Source organism: Dermabacter sp. HMSC08H10, assembly GCF_001807585.1.
Taxonomy (GTDB): Bacteria; Actinomycetota; Actinomycetes; order Actinomycetales; family Dermabacteraceae; genus Dermabacter; species Dermabacter hominis.
On sequence record NZ_KV789424.1, the window covers coordinates 130,262 to 146,033 of the forward strand.

General features: G+C 64.5%; 14 protein-coding genes and 1 tRNA gene. 7 read left to right on the forward strand and 8 right to left on the reverse strand.

The window, feature by feature from the left end; genetic code table 11:
• Positions 1-5: 5 nt before the first annotated feature.
• Genes rsgA through HMPREF3176_RS03440 form a run of 3 tightly spaced genes read right to left on the reverse strand, consistent with a single transcriptional unit; the run spans position 6 to position 2,973 of the window.
• Positions 6-1,064 (reverse strand): ribosome small subunit-dependent GTPase A, encoded by a 1,059-nt coding sequence (rsgA, locus tag HMPREF3176_RS03430; RefSeq protein ID WP_070458809.1) that lies wholly within the window; start codon positions 1,062-1,064, stop codon positions 6-8.
• The gene (aroA, locus tag HMPREF3176_RS03435) at positions 1,061-2,389 is read right to left on the reverse strand and encodes a 3-phosphoshikimate 1-carboxyvinyltransferase (protein WP_070458260.1); all 1,329 of its coding nucleotides are present in this window, start codon (positions 2,387-2,389) and stop codon (positions 1,061-1,063) included. The genes rsgA and aroA overlap by 4 nt, the downstream gene beginning before the upstream one ends.
• Positions 2,390-2,403: 14 nt before the next feature.
• Positions 2,404-2,973 carry a hypothetical protein gene (locus HMPREF3176_RS03440; protein ID WP_070458262.1) on the reverse strand — a complete coding sequence of 190 codons (570 nt, stop codon included), beginning with the start codon at positions 2,971-2,973 and terminating at the stop codon, positions 2,404-2,406.
• 98 nt (positions 2,974-3,071) lie between these two features.
• On the opposite strand from HMPREF3176_RS03440, the gene HMPREF3176_RS03445 reads away from it, so the two are divergent.
• The gene (locus tag HMPREF3176_RS03445) at positions 3,072-3,767 is read left to right on the forward strand and encodes a sigma-70 family RNA polymerase sigma factor (protein WP_070458265.1); all 696 of its coding nucleotides are present in this window, start codon (positions 3,072-3,074) and stop codon (positions 3,765-3,767) included.
• A 99-nt stretch (positions 3,768-3,866) separates the two neighbouring features.
• Positions 3,867-4,193 (forward strand): hypothetical protein, encoded by a 327-nt coding sequence (locus tag HMPREF3176_RS03450; protein WP_034373682.1) that lies wholly within the window; start codon positions 3,867-3,869, stop codon positions 4,191-4,193.
• 83 nt (positions 4,194-4,276) lie between these two features.
• Here the strand turns inward: HMPREF3176_RS03450 and HMPREF3176_RS10695 are convergent, their stop codons facing one another.
• The 5 genes from HMPREF3176_RS10695 to HMPREF3176_RS03470 form a co-directional block, all read right to left on the reverse strand.
• Positions 4,277-4,351 carry a 50S ribosomal protein bL37 gene (locus HMPREF3176_RS10695; RefSeq protein ID WP_371327113.1) on the reverse strand — a complete coding sequence of 25 codons (75 nt, stop codon included), beginning with the start codon at positions 4,349-4,351 and terminating at the stop codon, positions 4,277-4,279.
• Between the two features lie 139 nt (positions 4,352-4,490).
• Complete coding sequence (locus HMPREF3176_RS03455) at positions 4,491-5,123, reverse strand: GDSL-type esterase/lipase family protein (protein WP_070458268.1); 633 nt, start codon at positions 5,121-5,123, stop codon at positions 4,491-4,493.
• A gap of 112 nt (positions 5,124-5,235) precedes the next feature.
• Positions 5,236-8,958, reverse strand: coding sequence for a multifunctional oxoglutarate decarboxylase/oxoglutarate dehydrogenase thiamine pyrophosphate-binding subunit/dihydrolipoyllysine-residue succinyltransferase subunit (locus HMPREF3176_RS03460; RefSeq protein ID WP_070458270.1), 3,723 nt, complete (start codon positions 8,956-8,958; stop codon positions 5,236-5,238).
• A 33-nt stretch (positions 8,959-8,991) separates the two neighbouring features.
• Positions 8,992-10,080, reverse strand: coding sequence for a HAMP domain-containing sensor histidine kinase (locus HMPREF3176_RS03465; protein ID WP_070458273.1), 1,089 nt, complete (start codon positions 10,078-10,080; stop codon positions 8,992-8,994).
• On the reverse strand, positions 10,077-10,817 hold the full coding sequence (locus tag HMPREF3176_RS03470; protein WP_070458277.1) for a response regulator transcription factor: 741 nt from the start codon (positions 10,815-10,817) through the stop codon (positions 10,077-10,079). The genes HMPREF3176_RS03465 and HMPREF3176_RS03470 overlap by 4 nt, the downstream gene beginning before the upstream one ends.
• A 169-nt stretch (positions 10,818-10,986) precedes the next feature.
• On the opposite strand from HMPREF3176_RS03470, the gene HMPREF3176_RS03475 reads away from it, so the two are divergent.
• The 5 genes from HMPREF3176_RS03475 to HMPREF3176_RS03495 all read left to right on the forward strand — a co-directional run bounded on the left by HMPREF3176_RS03475 (position 10,987) and on the right by HMPREF3176_RS03495 (position 15,627).
• Positions 10,987-12,330, forward strand: coding sequence for a hemolysin family protein (locus tag HMPREF3176_RS03475; protein WP_070458279.1), 1,344 nt, complete (start codon positions 10,987-10,989; stop codon positions 12,328-12,330).
• The gene (locus tag HMPREF3176_RS03480; RefSeq protein ID WP_070458282.1) at positions 12,323-13,417 is read left to right on the forward strand and encodes a hemolysin family protein; all 1,095 of its coding nucleotides are present in this window, start codon (positions 12,323-12,325) and stop codon (positions 13,415-13,417) included. Before HMPREF3176_RS03475 ends, HMPREF3176_RS03480 begins: the two co-directional genes overlap by 8 nt.
• A gap of 252 nt (positions 13,418-13,669) precedes the next feature.
• A complete protein-coding gene (locus HMPREF3176_RS03485; RefSeq protein WP_246826645.1) occupies positions 13,670-14,449 on the forward strand; it encodes a M23 family metallopeptidase in 780 nt (259 codons plus the stop codon).
• Positions 14,440-15,492: a tRNA (adenosine(37)-N6)-threonylcarbamoyltransferase complex transferase subunit TsaD gene (tsaD, locus tag HMPREF3176_RS03490; protein WP_070458287.1), complete on the forward strand. Its 1,053-nt coding sequence runs from the start codon at positions 14,440-14,442 to the stop codon at positions 15,490-15,492. Before HMPREF3176_RS03485 ends, tsaD begins: the two co-directional genes overlap by 10 nt.
• A gap of 62 nt (positions 15,493-15,554) precedes the next feature.
• A tRNA-Arg gene (locus HMPREF3176_RS03495) sits at positions 15,555-15,627 on the forward strand.
• The last annotated feature ends 145 nt before the right edge of the window (positions 15,628-15,772 follow it).

Consider the following 15,772-nt stretch of genomic DNA (forward strand, 5'->3'; position numbering starts at 1 on the left):
GGCAGCTACAGGGCCCAGGGGTCATTGGTGCGCAGCGTCGAGTTGAGGCGCCTGAAGCTTGCGAGTCGGGCGGGGCCGGCGCTTCCCGCGCGCCCGTCGGCGACGAGTGCATCGAGAGCGCAGCCCTCGTCGGCACTGATGTGGCTGCAGCCGCGCGGGCACTCTTCCATGAGGGGAGCGAGGTCCTCGAATGCGGATTCGAGTTCTTCGGGGCTCACGTGGCCAAGGCCGAACGAGCGTACCCCGGGCGTGTCGATCACCCAACCGTCGCTGCCCGGAAGGCGCAACGCGAGGGCGGAACTCGAGGTGTGGCGCCCGCGGCCCGTGACGGCGTTGACATGGCCCGTTGCGCGGTCGGTGCCCGGCACGAGCGCGTTGATGAGCGTCGATTTGCCGACCCCCGAGTGGCCCACGAGTACGCTCAGATGCCCGCTGAGGCGTTCGCGTAGCGCGTCGATACCGGTGATGCTGCCGTCGGCATTCATGTGAGTGGTGAGGTGCTCGATGCCGAGCGGCGCGTACCTTTCGAGGAACGTCGCGGGGTCAGCGAGGTCGGCTTTCGTGAGGCACAGCAGTGGCGTGATACCCGCGACATAGGCAGCGACGAGGCAGCGGTCGATCATGCCTCCGCGCGGTTCGGGGTTCGCGAGGGCCGTCACGATCACGAGGGTGTCAGCGTTAGCGACGAGGGGGCGCTCGCTCGCGTCGTCGTCGTCGGCGCTTCGGCGCAGGAAGCTTGTGCGTTCGTTCACCTCGACGATGCGTGCGATCGTGTCGGTGCGCCCGGAGGTGTCGCCCGTGAGACGCACGAGGTCGCCGGGCACGATGGGGGTACGCCCGAGGGCACGGGCGCGCATGGCGGTCACCGCGCGTTCGTTCGCGGTGCCTTCTTCAGCGATGGTGCGCCAGCGGCCACGGTCGACTCCCACGACACGCGCGGTGATGGCATCGGCATAGGTGGGGCGTTCCTTCGTGCGGGGTCGGGAGCCGCGACGATTGGGGCGCGAACGCACCGAGGATTCATCAAAATCCTCGTAGTTTTTGAGATTTCCTGCGCGCCTCACCACGTGTTCCCCGCGGGGCTTTCCGTGTGCAGCATTGAGGTCCACATCCCCACGAAGTCGGGAAGGGTCTTGTTCGTCGTGTCGACGTTCACGACCCGGATACCGGGAACGCGCAGCCCGATGATCGCGGCGGCGGTTGCCATGCGGTGGTCCTCGTAGGTTTCGAAAACGGTGCCCGTCATGGGGCCCGGTGTGATCTCGAGGAAATCCTCACCCTCGTGAACGCGCGCGCCAAGTTTTGTGAGTTCGACGGCGAGGGCGTGGACGCGGTCCGTCTCGTGGCCGCGCAGGTGCCCGATCCCGGAAAGGCGACTCGGAGTGTCGGCGAGAGCGGCGAGGGCCGCGATGGTGGGGGTGAGCTCGCCGACGGCCGCCAGATCAATATCGATCCCGCGCAGGGGCCCCGTGCCCGAAAACTCGACGTCCGGTCCGATGCGCTCGACGCGCGCGCCCATGAGGGGGAGGATCCTTCGGAATTCATCTCCCGGTTGGGTCGTCTGTTTCGGCCAGTTCTCGATCGAGATGGTGCCGCCGGCAACGAGGGCCGCCGCGATGAACGGGCCCGCGTTGGAAAGATCGGGCTCAACGGTAACCGGATCGGGCAGGCGCAGCTCGCCTGGTGTGACGGTCCATTCGTGATAACCATCCGTGACCTCGTGGCGAGCATCGATGCCGCACTCGCGAAGGAGTGCGAGGGTCATCTCGATATGGGGGAGTGAGGGGAGGTGCTCGCCGACATGGCGAATGGTGAGGGGGAAATCGGCGCGGACGGCCGTGAGAAGGAGAGCAGAGACGAACTGGCTCGAGCCGCTCGCATCGACCGTCACCGTGCCGCCGCGAAGGCCGTTGCCGTGCACCGTGAAGGGCAAGAATCCTTCCTGGCCGTGGCATGTCACCTCGACGCCCTGCTGGCGGAGCGCATCGAGAAGCGCTGCCATGGGGCGCACGAGCGCGCCTTCATCGCCCGTGAATGTTACAGGCCGGCCCGAGAGAGCGGCAAGCGGCGGCACGAAACGCATGACCGTTCCCGCAAGGCCGCAGTGAATCTCGAGCGGCGTCTCGTCATCGATGCTCGGCGCACCGGGCATGAGCGGCTCCACGACGAGCGTGCGATCACTTTTGCGCACATTCCCGCCGAGCGCCTCGAGCGCCTCGATCATGAGGTGTGAATCGCGAGACGCAAGTGCCCCCACGAGCGCGGTGGGTGTGCTCGCGAGAGAGGCGAGCACAAGCCACCTGTTCGTGAGGGACTTCGAGCCGGGAATGCTGACGTGAGCGTCGATGGGCCCGTGGGCAACGGGCGCCGTCCACTGAACGTCAGACACGAAAAACCTCGAACTCAGGCAGCGCTCTTGATCTTCTTCGCGAGCGTGCGGTCGAGCTCGTCGAGGCTCTTCGACGACTTCTTCTTGTTCTTCTTAGCGGCCTTTTCGAGCTCGCGCTGCTTTTCGGCGGCGGACTTCTGGGCACGCTCGATGGCCTTGTCAACGCGGTAGGCGAGCGAGGGCTTACCGTCGGTGTCGACAGTGGCGAGGAGAATGCCACCGAGGAGGCCGAGGTCACCGGCGATCGCACGCAGTTCCTCGGTGCGCTCGGTGCCCTTGAGCTCCCAGACACGCTTGCGGCCTGCGAGGCCGACCGTGGTGCTGAGAAGGAGGGTGGCGGAGGCAAGGCGCGGCTTCTTGTTGAGCGCGAAGGCAGCGCCAGCGACAGCGGCAAGGCCACCGGCGGCGCGAAGAATCGTTTCGGCGTCGGTCGGGAGCGGGCTCTTGGAGACCTGCTCGTCGATGTCGGCGATCGTTACTGGAAGAGCATCGAGAACGCGATCCGGGCGGATGGCGGTCTGCACACCCTCGAAGATGAACGGTGCGGCGAGAAGGGGGCGTGCGATGCGGCGAACGAGGGACATGCTTTCCTCAGCTTCCTTTGTAAAGCCATGCGAATCGGAACACGCCAAGACTACCGCACCGCATGAAACTCCCACCTGAACAGCGTAGAGTCGAAGCGATGAGCGAGAACGAGAAGTTCCCCGGTCCGGGGAACGATGTGGAGGATGCTGTGGAGCGCGATGCACAGGCTGCCGCAGCACAGGCGGACACCGAGTCACCCACGACGCTCAGCCCCGAGGACTTTGAGAACGAGGCGCTCAGCCATATCGACGCACTGTATTCGGGTGCGCTTCGCCTCACGCGGCATCAGCACGACGCCGAGGACCTGGTTCAAGATACCTATGTCCGGGCATTTCGTGCTTCCACGAGCTTCAAGGCGGGTACGAACATGCGCGCCTGGCTTTTCCGCATCATGCACAACGCCTTCATCTCGTCGTACCGCAAAGCGCAGCGTCGCCCCAAGGAATCCGGAGGCGAGCAGGTTGAAGATTGGCAGCTTGCTCGCGCGGCCTCTCACGACAGCACGGGGCTTCGCAGCGCTGAAGCCGAAGCACTCGCGCTTCTTCCCGAAGGCGATATTCAAGACGCGCTGAACGACCTCCGTGACGACTACCGCGAAGCGGTCTACCTTGCGGATGTCGAGGGGTTCTCATACAAGGAAATCGCCGAGATCATGGGCACGCCGATCGGCACCGTGATGTCGCGTATCCACCGGGGGCGCGGGCTCCTGCGTGCGTCGCTCGAGCAGTACGCGCGCGAGCGCGGCTATTTGCGCGATGCCGATTCCGCCGCGGGCGAGGAGACGCAAGCGTGAGGGGAATAAAAGGTGCACGTGAGGCGTTCAGTGTCCGTGTAAACGCCGCGAGCCGCGGCACCGAGTCGGCAGGGCTGAGACCAACGAAAGGGGCTACTCGTGGGTGATCCAGCGCTTGAGCGCCTCATGGATCGGGTCGATCGCGCCCTCACCGGGCGGCTGAGCGACGCCGAAGCGGTTGAACTCGAAAGCCACCTTGGAGAGTGCGCCGCATGTGCGCGAGAAATCGAGCAGGCGCGACTTGTACGCCAGCTTTTGCGCGCGTCATGCGCGGGTCGTGCCTCCGAAGAACTTCGCGAGCGCGTGCGTGGTTCGGCGCGCACTCTCACCTATCGCGAGGTGCGCGTGAGCTATGGGCCCGACGGCACCGTGCGCAGTGAATCGATCGCCGTTACCCGCACGAGCGAGGGGCCCGCGCGCGGCTAACTGCGTCGCCACCATGAACGAAGAAACGCCCGGCTGACATCGTCAGCCGGGCGTTTTACGGATTCGCGTGCCGAGCGCGTTGCTCAGGCGCTGGGGCGCTTACCGTGGTTCGCGCTGTTCTTCCTACGCGACTTGCGCTTGCGTCCGCGCTTGCTCATGGCACTCTCCTTCTCGTTCGATTCGTGAGTCACTGCTCGCACACCTGGTGCGAAGGCAACCCCGGTATTGTCTCACACTTCATGCGCGTGACCGTGGGGTCTTGCCGCTAGGGGGATCAACATCACGCGCGGTGGGAGCCTATTGGGCGGCGAGGAATTCCGAGAATTCGCCGTGAAGCACGAGCCACGTGATGAGCCCGTATCCGGTTTGCGACGGCAAATCGCGCGGCGAGCGCGCGATATCAGCGAGGAATTGATCGTGGTGGGCAAGCGCTGCCGCTGGGTCCACGTAGGGGATGCGGCGGCGTGCGCACACGTCATGGAAGGCGTGCGAAAGCTCCATGATCTTGTCGGTGCGTTCACGGTCCTTCGAGGGGGCAGGGCCGACGACGAAGACGGGGATCCGAAGGTGGCCGAGGCCGTCGAGGACCGTTGCGAGATTGAGGCGCGAGCGCGCGATGCTGATGCCAGCGTCGAGGTCGGCTCGGCCGAGAGCGATCACGACGCGGTGCTGCGTGTCATCGCTTTCGCCCGTGTTGTGAGTGTCGAGCAGGCGAGTGACGTCGGCTTCCCATCGCCGTGCGAGTTCCGCGGTTGTTTCGCCGGGGATCGCGGCGGTATAGGAGTCCACGAGATCGCCCGAACCGTTGTGCTGGGCGAGGGCGCGCGTGAACCATCCCATCGCGCGCTGGTCGCCGGCGCCGGCGAGCATTTCATCGCCAAGCGCGATGACGCGAACGCGCGGCTGTGCTGGGGCGGGGGAAGAAGTCACGTGCGGTCCCTTCGGTTGGCTTCGATGGCGGTTGTGGCGGTGAAGGCCACGGGGCGGGGTTCCGACGCTTGTCCACGACCCGATGGCGCTCCTACGCGAGTGGGAATTCCCTCTACCTCTCGAGTGTGTCCCGTGCAAAGGCGCGGTCGAGAAGTTCGCGTTGCTCAACAAGGTGCCTCTTCATGGTACCCGCTGCGGGGCTCGCCGAGGCGGGGCGTGCGAGCACGTGCAGCCGCGCGGAAATATCGCGAGGAAGATTCATTGCGAGGTGGCCCCACGCACCTTGATTGAGTGGCTCCTCTTGGACCCACGTGAGCGGGACGTCACCGAATGGGGCGAGGGCATCGCGCAGCGCGTCGCTCGGGATCGGGGCGAGCTGCTCGAGGCGCACGATTGCCGTGGTCTCCTCGCCGCGCCTCTTTCGCTCCTTGTCGAGTTCCCAGTAGATCTTGCCCGAACACAGCAGCACACGTGTCACGCTCTCGGCGTTGCGGCCTTGGTCGGGGACCACCGGCATGAACGTTCCGGAGGTGAATTCTTCGACGCTGCTCGCTGCGGCTTTGTTTCGCAGCATCGACTTGGGCGTGAGAACGATGAGGGGGCGCTTTCGGGGGCGTTTTGCCTGTCGGCGAAGCAAGTGGAAGTAGTTCGCCGGCGTTGAGGGGGCGACGACGCGCATGTTCTGTTCGGCGCACAGTTGGAGGAGGCGTTCGGGGCGCGCGGAGCTGTGGTCTGGACCCTGGCCTTCATACCCGTGGGGGAGCAGGAGCGTCACGCCGGAACGCTGACCCCATTTTTGCTCGCTGCTTGCGATGAACTCGTCGATGATCGTTTGGGCGCCGTTCGCAAAGTCGCCGAACTGCGCCTCCCACAGCACGAGGGAATCGAGCGCTTCGACCGAGTAGCCGTATTCGAATCCGAGGGCCGCGAACTCGCTCAGCGAGGAATCGAACACGCTGAACGTTGCTTGCTGGCGGTCGATGTGCTGCAGCGGGGTCCACGTGTCCTGGGTTTTACCGTCGATGAACACGGCATGGCGCTGGGTAAACGTGCCGCGCCGTGAATCCTGGCCGGCGAGGCGAACCGAGCAACCTTCGACGAGAAGGGAGCCGAATGCGAGGATCTCACCGAAGCCCCAGTCAATGCCACCTTGACGGCTCATCGCAATACGCCTGGTCGCGAGCTGCGCGATCTTGGGGTGCGGCGTGAACTCGTCGGGGTAGGCGGCGTGGGCATCGGCGATCTTCTCGAGGATGTCACGACTCACGCCCGTGTCGAACGCGGGCACTTCGTGCGGTGGTTCGCTCGCCTGTTGCGAATCGGGCAGCTCGAGCCCGCGAACGCTCGCCCCCGTCACAGTGGCGCCCGCGCGTGAGCCGGCGAAAGCGTTTTCGAGGTGGGAGTGGAAGTTCTCGACGACGCCTTGAAGCTCATCGTCGGAGAGGTCGCCTCTCTCGAGCAGCGTTGCCGTGAACAGATTGCGTACGCTCGGCTTGTTTTCGATGATCTTGTACATGAGCGGCTGGGTCATCGACGGGTCGTCCCCCTCGTTGTGACCGCGGCGGCGGTAGCACACCATGTCGATCACGATGTCGCGGTGGAAGCGCTGACGGTACGCGAATGCGATTTCAGCAGCCCGCACGACGGCCTCGGGGTCGTCGCCGTTGACGTGGAAAATCGGCAGCTGCGTGCCCTTCGCGATATCGGTCGAATAGAACGAGCTGCGCGATGAATCCGGCGAAGTCGTGAATCCGATTTGGTTGTTGACCACCACGTGAATCGTGCCGCCCGTGCGGTACCCGCGAAGCTCGGAAAGGTTGAGCGTTTCGGTCACGACACCCTGGCCTGCAAACGCCGCGTCGCCGTGCACGAGGATCGGCAGGATGGGGAAGTCGATCGTGCGGTTCGTGGAGCGGTCTTGCTTTGCGCGCACGATCCCTTCGAGAACGGGGTTGACGGCTTCGAGATGGCTCGGGTTAGCGGCGAGGTACACCTTCGTGCTGTGGCCATCCCATGACGTGAACGAGCCCTCGGTGCCGAGGTGGTATTTGACGTCGCCCGAACCGAGTTCATCGGCATCCTCCGTGCCTTCGAACTCCTGGAAGATCTGCGCGTGGCTTTTGCCCGCGAGATTTGCGAGGACGTTGAGACGCCCGCGGTGGGACATGCCGATGCACACTTCGTCCATCCCGGCGCGCGCAGCGCCCGACATGATGGCGTCGAGGAGCGGGATCATCGCTTCGCCGCCCTCGAGCGAGAAGCGCCGCTGGCCCACGTACTTCGTTTGAAGGAACTGCTCGAAGGCCTCGGCGGCGTTGAGGCGATCCATGATGTGCGTGAGCTCTTGCTTCGTGAACGGCTCGCGGGGGCGCTCAATCTGAGCCTGGAACCAGAGTCGTTCTTCCGGATCGGTGAGGTGCATGTACTCGACCCCGGTTGTGCGCGAGTAGGCATCGCGAAGCCTCTCGATGATGTCGCGAAGAGTCGCCTTCTCGGTTCCGCCGAAGCCGCGCGTGGGGAATGTGCGGTCGAGGTCCCAGAGCGTGAGGCCGTAAGTGGAGACGTCGAGGTCGGGGTGTTTCCGCTGGCGATATTGGAGAGGGTCGATGTCGGCGACGAGATGCCCGCGCGTACGGTACGCGTGGATGAGATCCATGACGTGCGCGAACTTTTCCTGGTCGGAATCTTTGAACGGGTTGTCGGGAACCCATTGGATCGGCTCGTACGGCACGCGCATCGAGGTGAAGATCCGCTCATAGAAACCATCGAGGCCCATGAGCTTGTTCGCCATGACCTTGAGGAACTCGCCGGAGGTTGCCCCCTGAATCACGCGGTGGTCGTAGGTCGAGGTCAGCGTCATGACCTTTGAGATGGCGAGCTGTGAGAGTGTCTCGGGGCTTGCCCCTTGGAACGCCGCCGGGTAGTTCATGGCGCCCACGCCGACGATCACGCCCTGGCCCTTCATGAGGCGCGGCACCGAGTGGACGGTGCCGATGCCGCCGGGGTTCGTGAGCGAGACCGTCGTGTCCTCGAAGTCGGCAATAGTGAGTTGGCCCGCGCGGGCACGTTTCACGATCCTGTCGTATTCATTGCGGAACTGCCGGAATGAGAGGCGGCCGGCGCCTTTAATGTTGGGCACGACGAGGCCGCGGCGACCGTCGGCCCTGCGAATATCGATCGCGAGGCCGAAGTTGATGTCTTCGCGCGTGAGAAGCGTGGGCTTGCCGTCCCGCATTTCAAAGCCGTTGTTCATGTCGGGGACTTCGCTGATCGCCTCGACCATCGCGTAGCCAATGAGGTGGGTGAAGCTCACTTTGCCGTCGCGCATGCGGCGCAGATGTCCGTTGATGACCTCCCGGTTGTCGAACATGAGCTTGACGGGAATGTCGCGCACGCTCGTTGCCGTGGGGATCGTGAGCGATTCGTCCATGTTCTTGACGATCGCGGCGGCGGGCCCGCGCATTCGGCTCGGCTCGGGTTCGGTTGGTTCGAACGTGGTGAGGGCGGGGATTTCGGTGGTCGGGTTGCGGGGGCGGTCCGACGCTGACGAGATGCCGCTGTGGCTGTGGGTCACCGTCGACTCTTTTTCACGCGAGCAGCGTTCGGCGGGTTCGGGCTTTGTAGCCGGGAGTACCTCGACGGGCTCATGGGTGTGCCCCGTTTCGGGGGGCTCGGGGCTGGGACGTGTGCCCGTGCGCGGGTGAGACGTGAAATACGCCGCCCAAGTGGGATCGACGCTGCGCGGATCTTGTTCGAACTGCGCCCGGAGCTCGTCGACGAGCCACTGGTTAGGCCCGAAGGAGTTCTCCGGTTCTTCATGCTGAGCGTCGCTCACGACCCCTCGCCCTCTTTCGATGTGGGGAAACTGCTAACGTCCAACACTAACCGAGAGTACGCCCGCATCAGAGGGGATGTTCGGTAGGACGACCCGGATCGTTGAACTCGGATCCGTCGCGCCACGCCCGGGATGGTCGATGACGTCGATCGTTCCGCCGTGCAGCTCGACGGCCCAGCGGGCGATAGCGAGGCCGAGACCCGTACCGCCGCTCTGATCGGGGCTCCCACCTCGTTCGAATCGCTCGAAGACGGTCTCGCGGTCGGCCTCGGCGATTCCGGGGCCCTGATCGCGCACTTCGATGGCGACATGCTCGCGGTCCTCGAGCCTCCACGCCCGCACGTAAATCATTCCTCCGCTCGGCGAATGCCTGGACGCATTGTCGAGGAGGTTCGCGATGACCTGGTGGATGCGCGCGGGATCGGCATCGACGGTCAACTCTTGCGGCCGCACGTCGATCACGAAGCGCACGTCGCGTTCTTGGGTCCGGGCGGCAAGCTGAGCGGTATCGACAGCCTCATGCAAAAACGGCGTGAGTTCAATCCGCTCGCGTTCGATATCCACGACTCCCGCTTCGAGTCTCGAAAGGTCGAGCAAGTGGGTCACGAGCCTTGTGAGGCGTTCGGTTTCGTTGAGCGCGATCTCGAGGCTTTCGGTCGTGGCGGGGGTAACGCCGTCGACCATGTTTTCGAGTTGACCCCGCAGCGCCGCGACGGGCGTGCGAAGTTCATGGGAGACGTTGGCGACGAGGTCTCTGCGTAACTCGTCCGTGCGGGCGAGCTCGGCGGACATCGAGTTGAAGGCCGACGCTAGCTGGCCCACCTCGTCGCGAGATTTTGTCGTGACACGCCTGCCATAGTCACCCATCGCCATCGCTTTAGCGGCGACGGTCATTTCCCGCAAGGGGCGCGTCATGCCACGCGCGAGGATCTGGGTGACAAGGAGCGCAGCGAAAACCGTGAGGGGAATGAAAAGCAGGGGGCTCAGTCCTGCGGCCGATCCGGCCCAACCGAGGAGGGCAGCAACGAGCACGGAGACGGCAACGATGACCCCGAGTTTGACCTTGAACGCGCCAAAGCGCTGAAGGGGCGATCCGTCGAGAGCCTGCGTCGGAACCTTCACGCGAGCGAGCCCTCCGGAACTTCGAGCGCGTACCCGACCCCGTGCACGGTCCTCACAAGATCGCTGCCGAGTTTGCGGCGGAGCGCCTTGACATGGGAATCAACCGTCCGCGTGCCCGTAGCGTCCACCCAGTCCCACACGTCTTCGAGGAGCTGCTCGCGCGTGAGCACGGTGCCGGGGGCGAGAGCGAGGCACACGAGGAGGTCGTATTCGGTGGGGGTGAGGTGCGCCTCGGTGCCGCCACGCGTGACTCGCCGCGAGTCGCGGTCGATGTGGAGATCGCCGAGATCGATCGTCGAGGGCGCGTTGACGGTTGCGGGGGCGGATGAGCTTCGGCGCACGCGCCGCACGAGAGCCTTGAGTCGCGCGACGAGTTCGCGCATCGAGAAGGGCTTGGTCATGTAGTCGTCGGCGCCCACACCGAGCCCCACGAGCATGTCGGCCTCTTCATCGCGGGCCGTGAGCATGAGCACCCCGAACTCGCCGAGACCGCGGACTCGGCGGCACACCTCCAGCCCATCGAACCCGGGGAGCATGACGTCGAGGACGACGGCATCGGGCTTGAAGTTCTCGATCGCCGTGACGCCCGAAGGGCCATCGTGAGCGATTGCGACAGCCCACCCTTCAGCGCTCAGGCGGTCGCTAATCGTGCGTGCGATCGTGCGCTCATCCTCGACAACGACGATCCGGGCGTGGTGCTCCGCGGCGCTCGCGGGGGTGATTGAGGTCCTCATCATGCTCCCAAGCCTATTGTGCGAATCGGCCCGCCGCTGTGAAGGAATCGTGCACTATAGTGGCGCGTACGATGAACGAGAACGATTCACCCCCTCGAAGTTGCATGCCCCCTCACCTAGGTCGCTCGCGCGGCGCTTCATTTCTGTGTGCCGTGAGCGGTGAGCGGGCATCATGACCTGGATCCTCCTCGGCGTGGGGCTTCTCCTCACTGCCGGCACCGCTATTTTTGTGGCCTCTGAGTTCTCCCTCGTTGCGCTCGATAAGCACACGGTTGAAAAGGCCGTGGCGCGCGGCGATAAAGGCGCGAGGGGCGTCATGAACGCCCTCACGCACCTCTCCACGAACCTTTCGGGTGCGCAGGTGGGAATCACCATCACGACGTTGATCTTCGGTTTCGCGGTCAAAGATCCGCTGACCGAAGTGCTCGCGAACCTGCTCGCCTTCACCGGCATGGAAGCATCACTCGTCGCCACCACTGCGCTCGCTCTCGCGATGGTGCTCTCCTACGGTTTCTCGGTCGTGTTCGGTGAGCTCATCCCCAAGAACCTCGCGATCGCCGCGCCTTTTGAAACGGCGAAAATCGTGGCGCCCCTTCAGCACGGCTTCACGATCGCGCTCAAGCCGCTCATCATGATGTTCAACGCGACCGCGAACTTCTTTCTGCGCTTGCTTGGGGTCGAGCCGCAAGAGGAGCTCTCGGCAGCGCGCTCACCCGCCGAGCTCGATTCGCTCGTGAGGCACTCGGCCCAGGCGGGCACGCTCGATGAGGGCACGGCGATTCTTCTTTCGCGCACGCTACAGCTTGCCGATCGCACTGCCGCCGACGTGATGACGCATCGCGGTGCGATGATCAGCATCGATATGAGCGAGCCGGCGTCGGAAGTGCTCGCCCTCACCGCTGACTCCGGCAAGTCCCGCTTTCCCGTGACTGACGAGAGCGAAGATGACGTTGTGGGGATCGTGCAGGCGCGCCAGGCGATCAAGCTTCCTCGCTCCGCACGCTCGAGCACGAGCGTGAAAGAGATTATGAGCGAGGTCGTGCGGGTTCCCGAAACCGTGGGTCTTGATTCTCTGCTCGAGGACCTCCGCGCTCAGGGTGCGCAGCTTGCCGTCGTGATCGACGAATACGGCGGAACCGCCGGGATAGTCACCCTCGAAGACGTGATCGAAGAGATCGTGGGCGAGGTATCTGACGAGCACGACACCGATGAGCCCGAACGTTTCGCGCAAGGCGGGATCGACGAGTGGACCCTCTCGGGCCTTATGCGGCCCGACGAAATCCGCCGCGATATGGGCGTGATCGTTCCCGAATCGCCCGACTACGAGACGCTCGGCGGGCTCATCATGGACCGCCTCGAGCGACTCCCGCAGGTTGGCGACGTCGTGGAGGTTCCCGGCGTACGATTCGCGGTCACTGCGCTCGACGGCCGACGCGTGGACACGGTCGATATGAAACTGCTCTCGGACGAAGCGCGTGCACGCGTTGACGACGAGGAGGGAGACGACCATGAGTGATCTTTCCGCGCTCCTCATCGGCCTTGCGATGCTCGCGGGTAACGCCTACTTCGTGGGGGCCGAGTTTGCCGTCATGAGCGTGCGCCGCAGCCAGCTCGAGCCACTCGCGGCCGAAGGCAAGCCCGGCGCGAAGACGGCGCTGTGGGCGATCCAGCATGTCTCGCTCATGCTCGCAACCGCACAGTTTGGCGTGACCGTGTGCTCCGTGACGCTCGGTGCGGTTGCAGAACCTGCGATCGCACACCTCATTGAACCGATCTTCGAGAGTTTCAACGTTCCCGAGGCGCTCGTGCACCCGATCTCGTTCACGATTGCGCTTCTGATCGCGAGTTACCTTCACGTGGTGCTCGGCGAAATGGTCCCGAAGAACCTTTCGATTGCACTTCCGGTGGGCTCGGCGAGGCTCCTCGCGCCCCCGCTCGTGTGGCTCACCAAAATTCTCCGCCCCGTGATTTGGCTCCTCAACGTCACCGCGAACGCCGCGCTTCGCCTCATCGGAGTAGAGCCGCAAAACGAGGTCTCCTCGCAGTTCACGGCCGAGGACATCGCCGCGATCGTAGACGAATCTGAACGCGAAGGGCTGCTCGACGATGAACAGGGTCTGCTCAAGGGAGCGATCCAATTCTCCGATCACGTGGCGGGTGACGTCATGGTGCCCATGGAGGACGTGGTGACCGTCGGCTACGGCATCACCCCTCAGGAGTTCGAGGAGATCGTGGCGCGCACGGGCTTCAGCCGCCTCGGCGTGAAGAACGATGCGGGGGACCTCGTGGGCTACCTGCACCTCAAGGACATGATCGTGCTCGACGACGAAGACCCGGCCGTCTACACCACACCGGTAAGCCCCGGGAAGGTGCGCGCGGTCGTGTCGGTTGCCGACGACGACGACGTGGAAGAGGTGTTGCGCGCGATGCAGTACAACGGTGCGCACATGGCTCGCGTCGACTCCGCGAACCATCGCAGCGTGGGCGCGGTATTCCTCGAGGACGTCCTTGAAGAGCTCGTGGGCGAGGTCAATGACGTCATGCAGCGTCAGCGGCTCGGGGGATCGCGATCGACGGCCGCGCGCCCCGCACCCGCACAGTAAAGACGTGTGACGCGCGACACGGGTGACTGTGGGCGGTGGCGTGCTGTGGAGGGACTTTGCGCGCCTAAACCGTGATGGGAGAGACGCCGACGGTAAAAATTCGGCAATCACTCGACCAGGTGGGACGGTTGGGGCTCTTCGCGGGCCTACGTTAGTAGTGGCTTGAAACGCGGAGCTTCCCCCTCCGCACGAGCTCGCGCGAGAGAAGCTCGCGCGACCACCGAACATTGGCAAGGCAGAAGGACACTCAACGTGGCGAAGCATCGCGCAGCAGGAAGGGCACAGATGAGGCCCCTCCAGCCGGCACAGGGGACACGACGCAACTCGGAGGCTGCGAGCTCGGCCATGAAAGTCGGCGTTGTGGGCGCCCTCGCCACGGCAACAATCGCCGTTCCTCTCGCCGCTGCCGCCGCCGATCAGGGCACGGCTCTTCCCTCGAGTGTCGAGGCGACGTCGGAAGCTGTCGCTCCCCAATCCCAGGAAGTCGTGTCGTCGGCACCCGCTACGAGCGCCGCCCTGCCAGCAGCCGCCCAGAGCGACCAGATTAGCTACGCGGATACCACCATCGAGGGGAATCTTGAGGCGAAGGCTGATTCGCCTCTCACCGACAGCGGCCTCGATGCTGGCGATGTCGCCGGCGAGGGCCAGTGGCAAAAGCCCACTCCTGGCGCACCTGTAACGTCACCGTTTGGCTACCGCATTCACCCGACCCTCGGGTACCGCAAGATGCACGATGGCGTCGACTTCGGCGCGAACTGTGGCACCCCCGTCTACGCCGCTGAGTCCGGCACCGCCGCGCTCGCCGGTTACAAGAGCTCCGCGAGCGGCAATGCCGTCGTGATTGATCACGGCAACGGCGTGGAAACCGAGTACTACCACCTTTCATCCGTATCTGTGAGCGCTGGCGACACGGTCGAGAAGGGCCAGCAGGTGGGAACCGTAGGCTCCACCGGCCGCTCGACGGGATGCCACCTTCACTTTGGCCTGCAGAAGGGCGAAAGCCACGTCGATCCGATGTCGCTGTGGCGTTGAGCCCGGTCGTTCTTGGAGTCGAGTCCTCGTGCGATGAGACCGGCTTCGGCATTGTTAGTGAAGGAAAGCTTCTAGGTCAGGGGCTTGCCTCGTCCGCTTCGAAACACGCGGAATTCGGGGGAGTAGTTCCCGAGATCGCTGCACGCGCGCACCTCGATGCGGTTGTCCCCACTCTCCAGATCGCGCTTCAAGACGCCGGCGTTGAGCCGAAAGACATCACGCACGTGGCAGCAACATCCGGCCCCGGCCTCGCTACGGCTGTGCACGTGGGGCTTGCGGCGGCAAAGTCGATTGCGTGGGCTCTCGACGTCCCCCTCTACGGCGTGCACCACCTCGCTGGGCACGCTGCCGCGGACACGCTCGAACACGGGCCCCTTCCCGAACACAGCATCATCCTGATCGTCTCGGGCGGCCACACGTCGATTCTCGAGGTTCGCGACCTCGTTGGTGACCCGATCGTGCACCTCGGCGACACGCTCGATGACGCCGCAGGCGAAGCGTTCGATAAGGTTTCGCGTCTGCTAGGCCTCGGCTACCCCGGCGGCCCTGCGGTTTCGAAGGCCGCCCTCGAGGGCGATCGCGAGGCGTTCCGGTTCCCGCGCGCGATGCTTCGCGCGGGCGATCACCCGTATACGTTCTCGTTCTCGGGCGTGAAGACGGCCGTGGCCCGCACCGTCGAGCAGATCGAGCGCACGGGCGCCGCCGTTCCCGTCGCGGACATCGCTGCATCCTTCGAAGAAGCGGTCGTCGACGTGCTCGTGACCAAGGCTGTGAAGGCGTGCCAGGAGAAGAAGCTGAGCACCCTCGTCATCGTTGGTGGTGTCGCCGCGAACCGGCATCTTCGCCAGAAGGCGCAGGAGCGGTGTGACAAGCTAGGCATCGAGCTTCGCGTGCCACCTCCGCATTTGTGCACGGACAACGGCGCAATGATCGCCGCTGTCGGTGATCTTCTTGTGCGCAGCGGCGCCGAGCCGAGTGGCCTCGGTATCGCGGCGGATCCGTCGGCGGTTCTCCACGGCGCCCAGCTGCCCGTTCCCGCCTAGCGCATCACGTTTCGCGCCCCCAAGGCGCGCCCCGTGCCTGATCTTGCTAAACTGGCACGGTTGCCCGCGTAGCTCAGTGGATAGAGCGTCTGCCTCCGGAGCAGAAGGTCGTAGGTTCGAATCCTGTCGCGGGCGCTAATGAAACAGCAGGTAGGCCCCGGTTTTCGCCGGGGCTTTCTTGTTGTCGTGCAATATACGTGCAATAACAGTAAGAAAAGTGCCCTACCGCCGCAACGCTTTCCAAGGGCTCGTTCGAGGACACACGTGTGAAATTTTGATC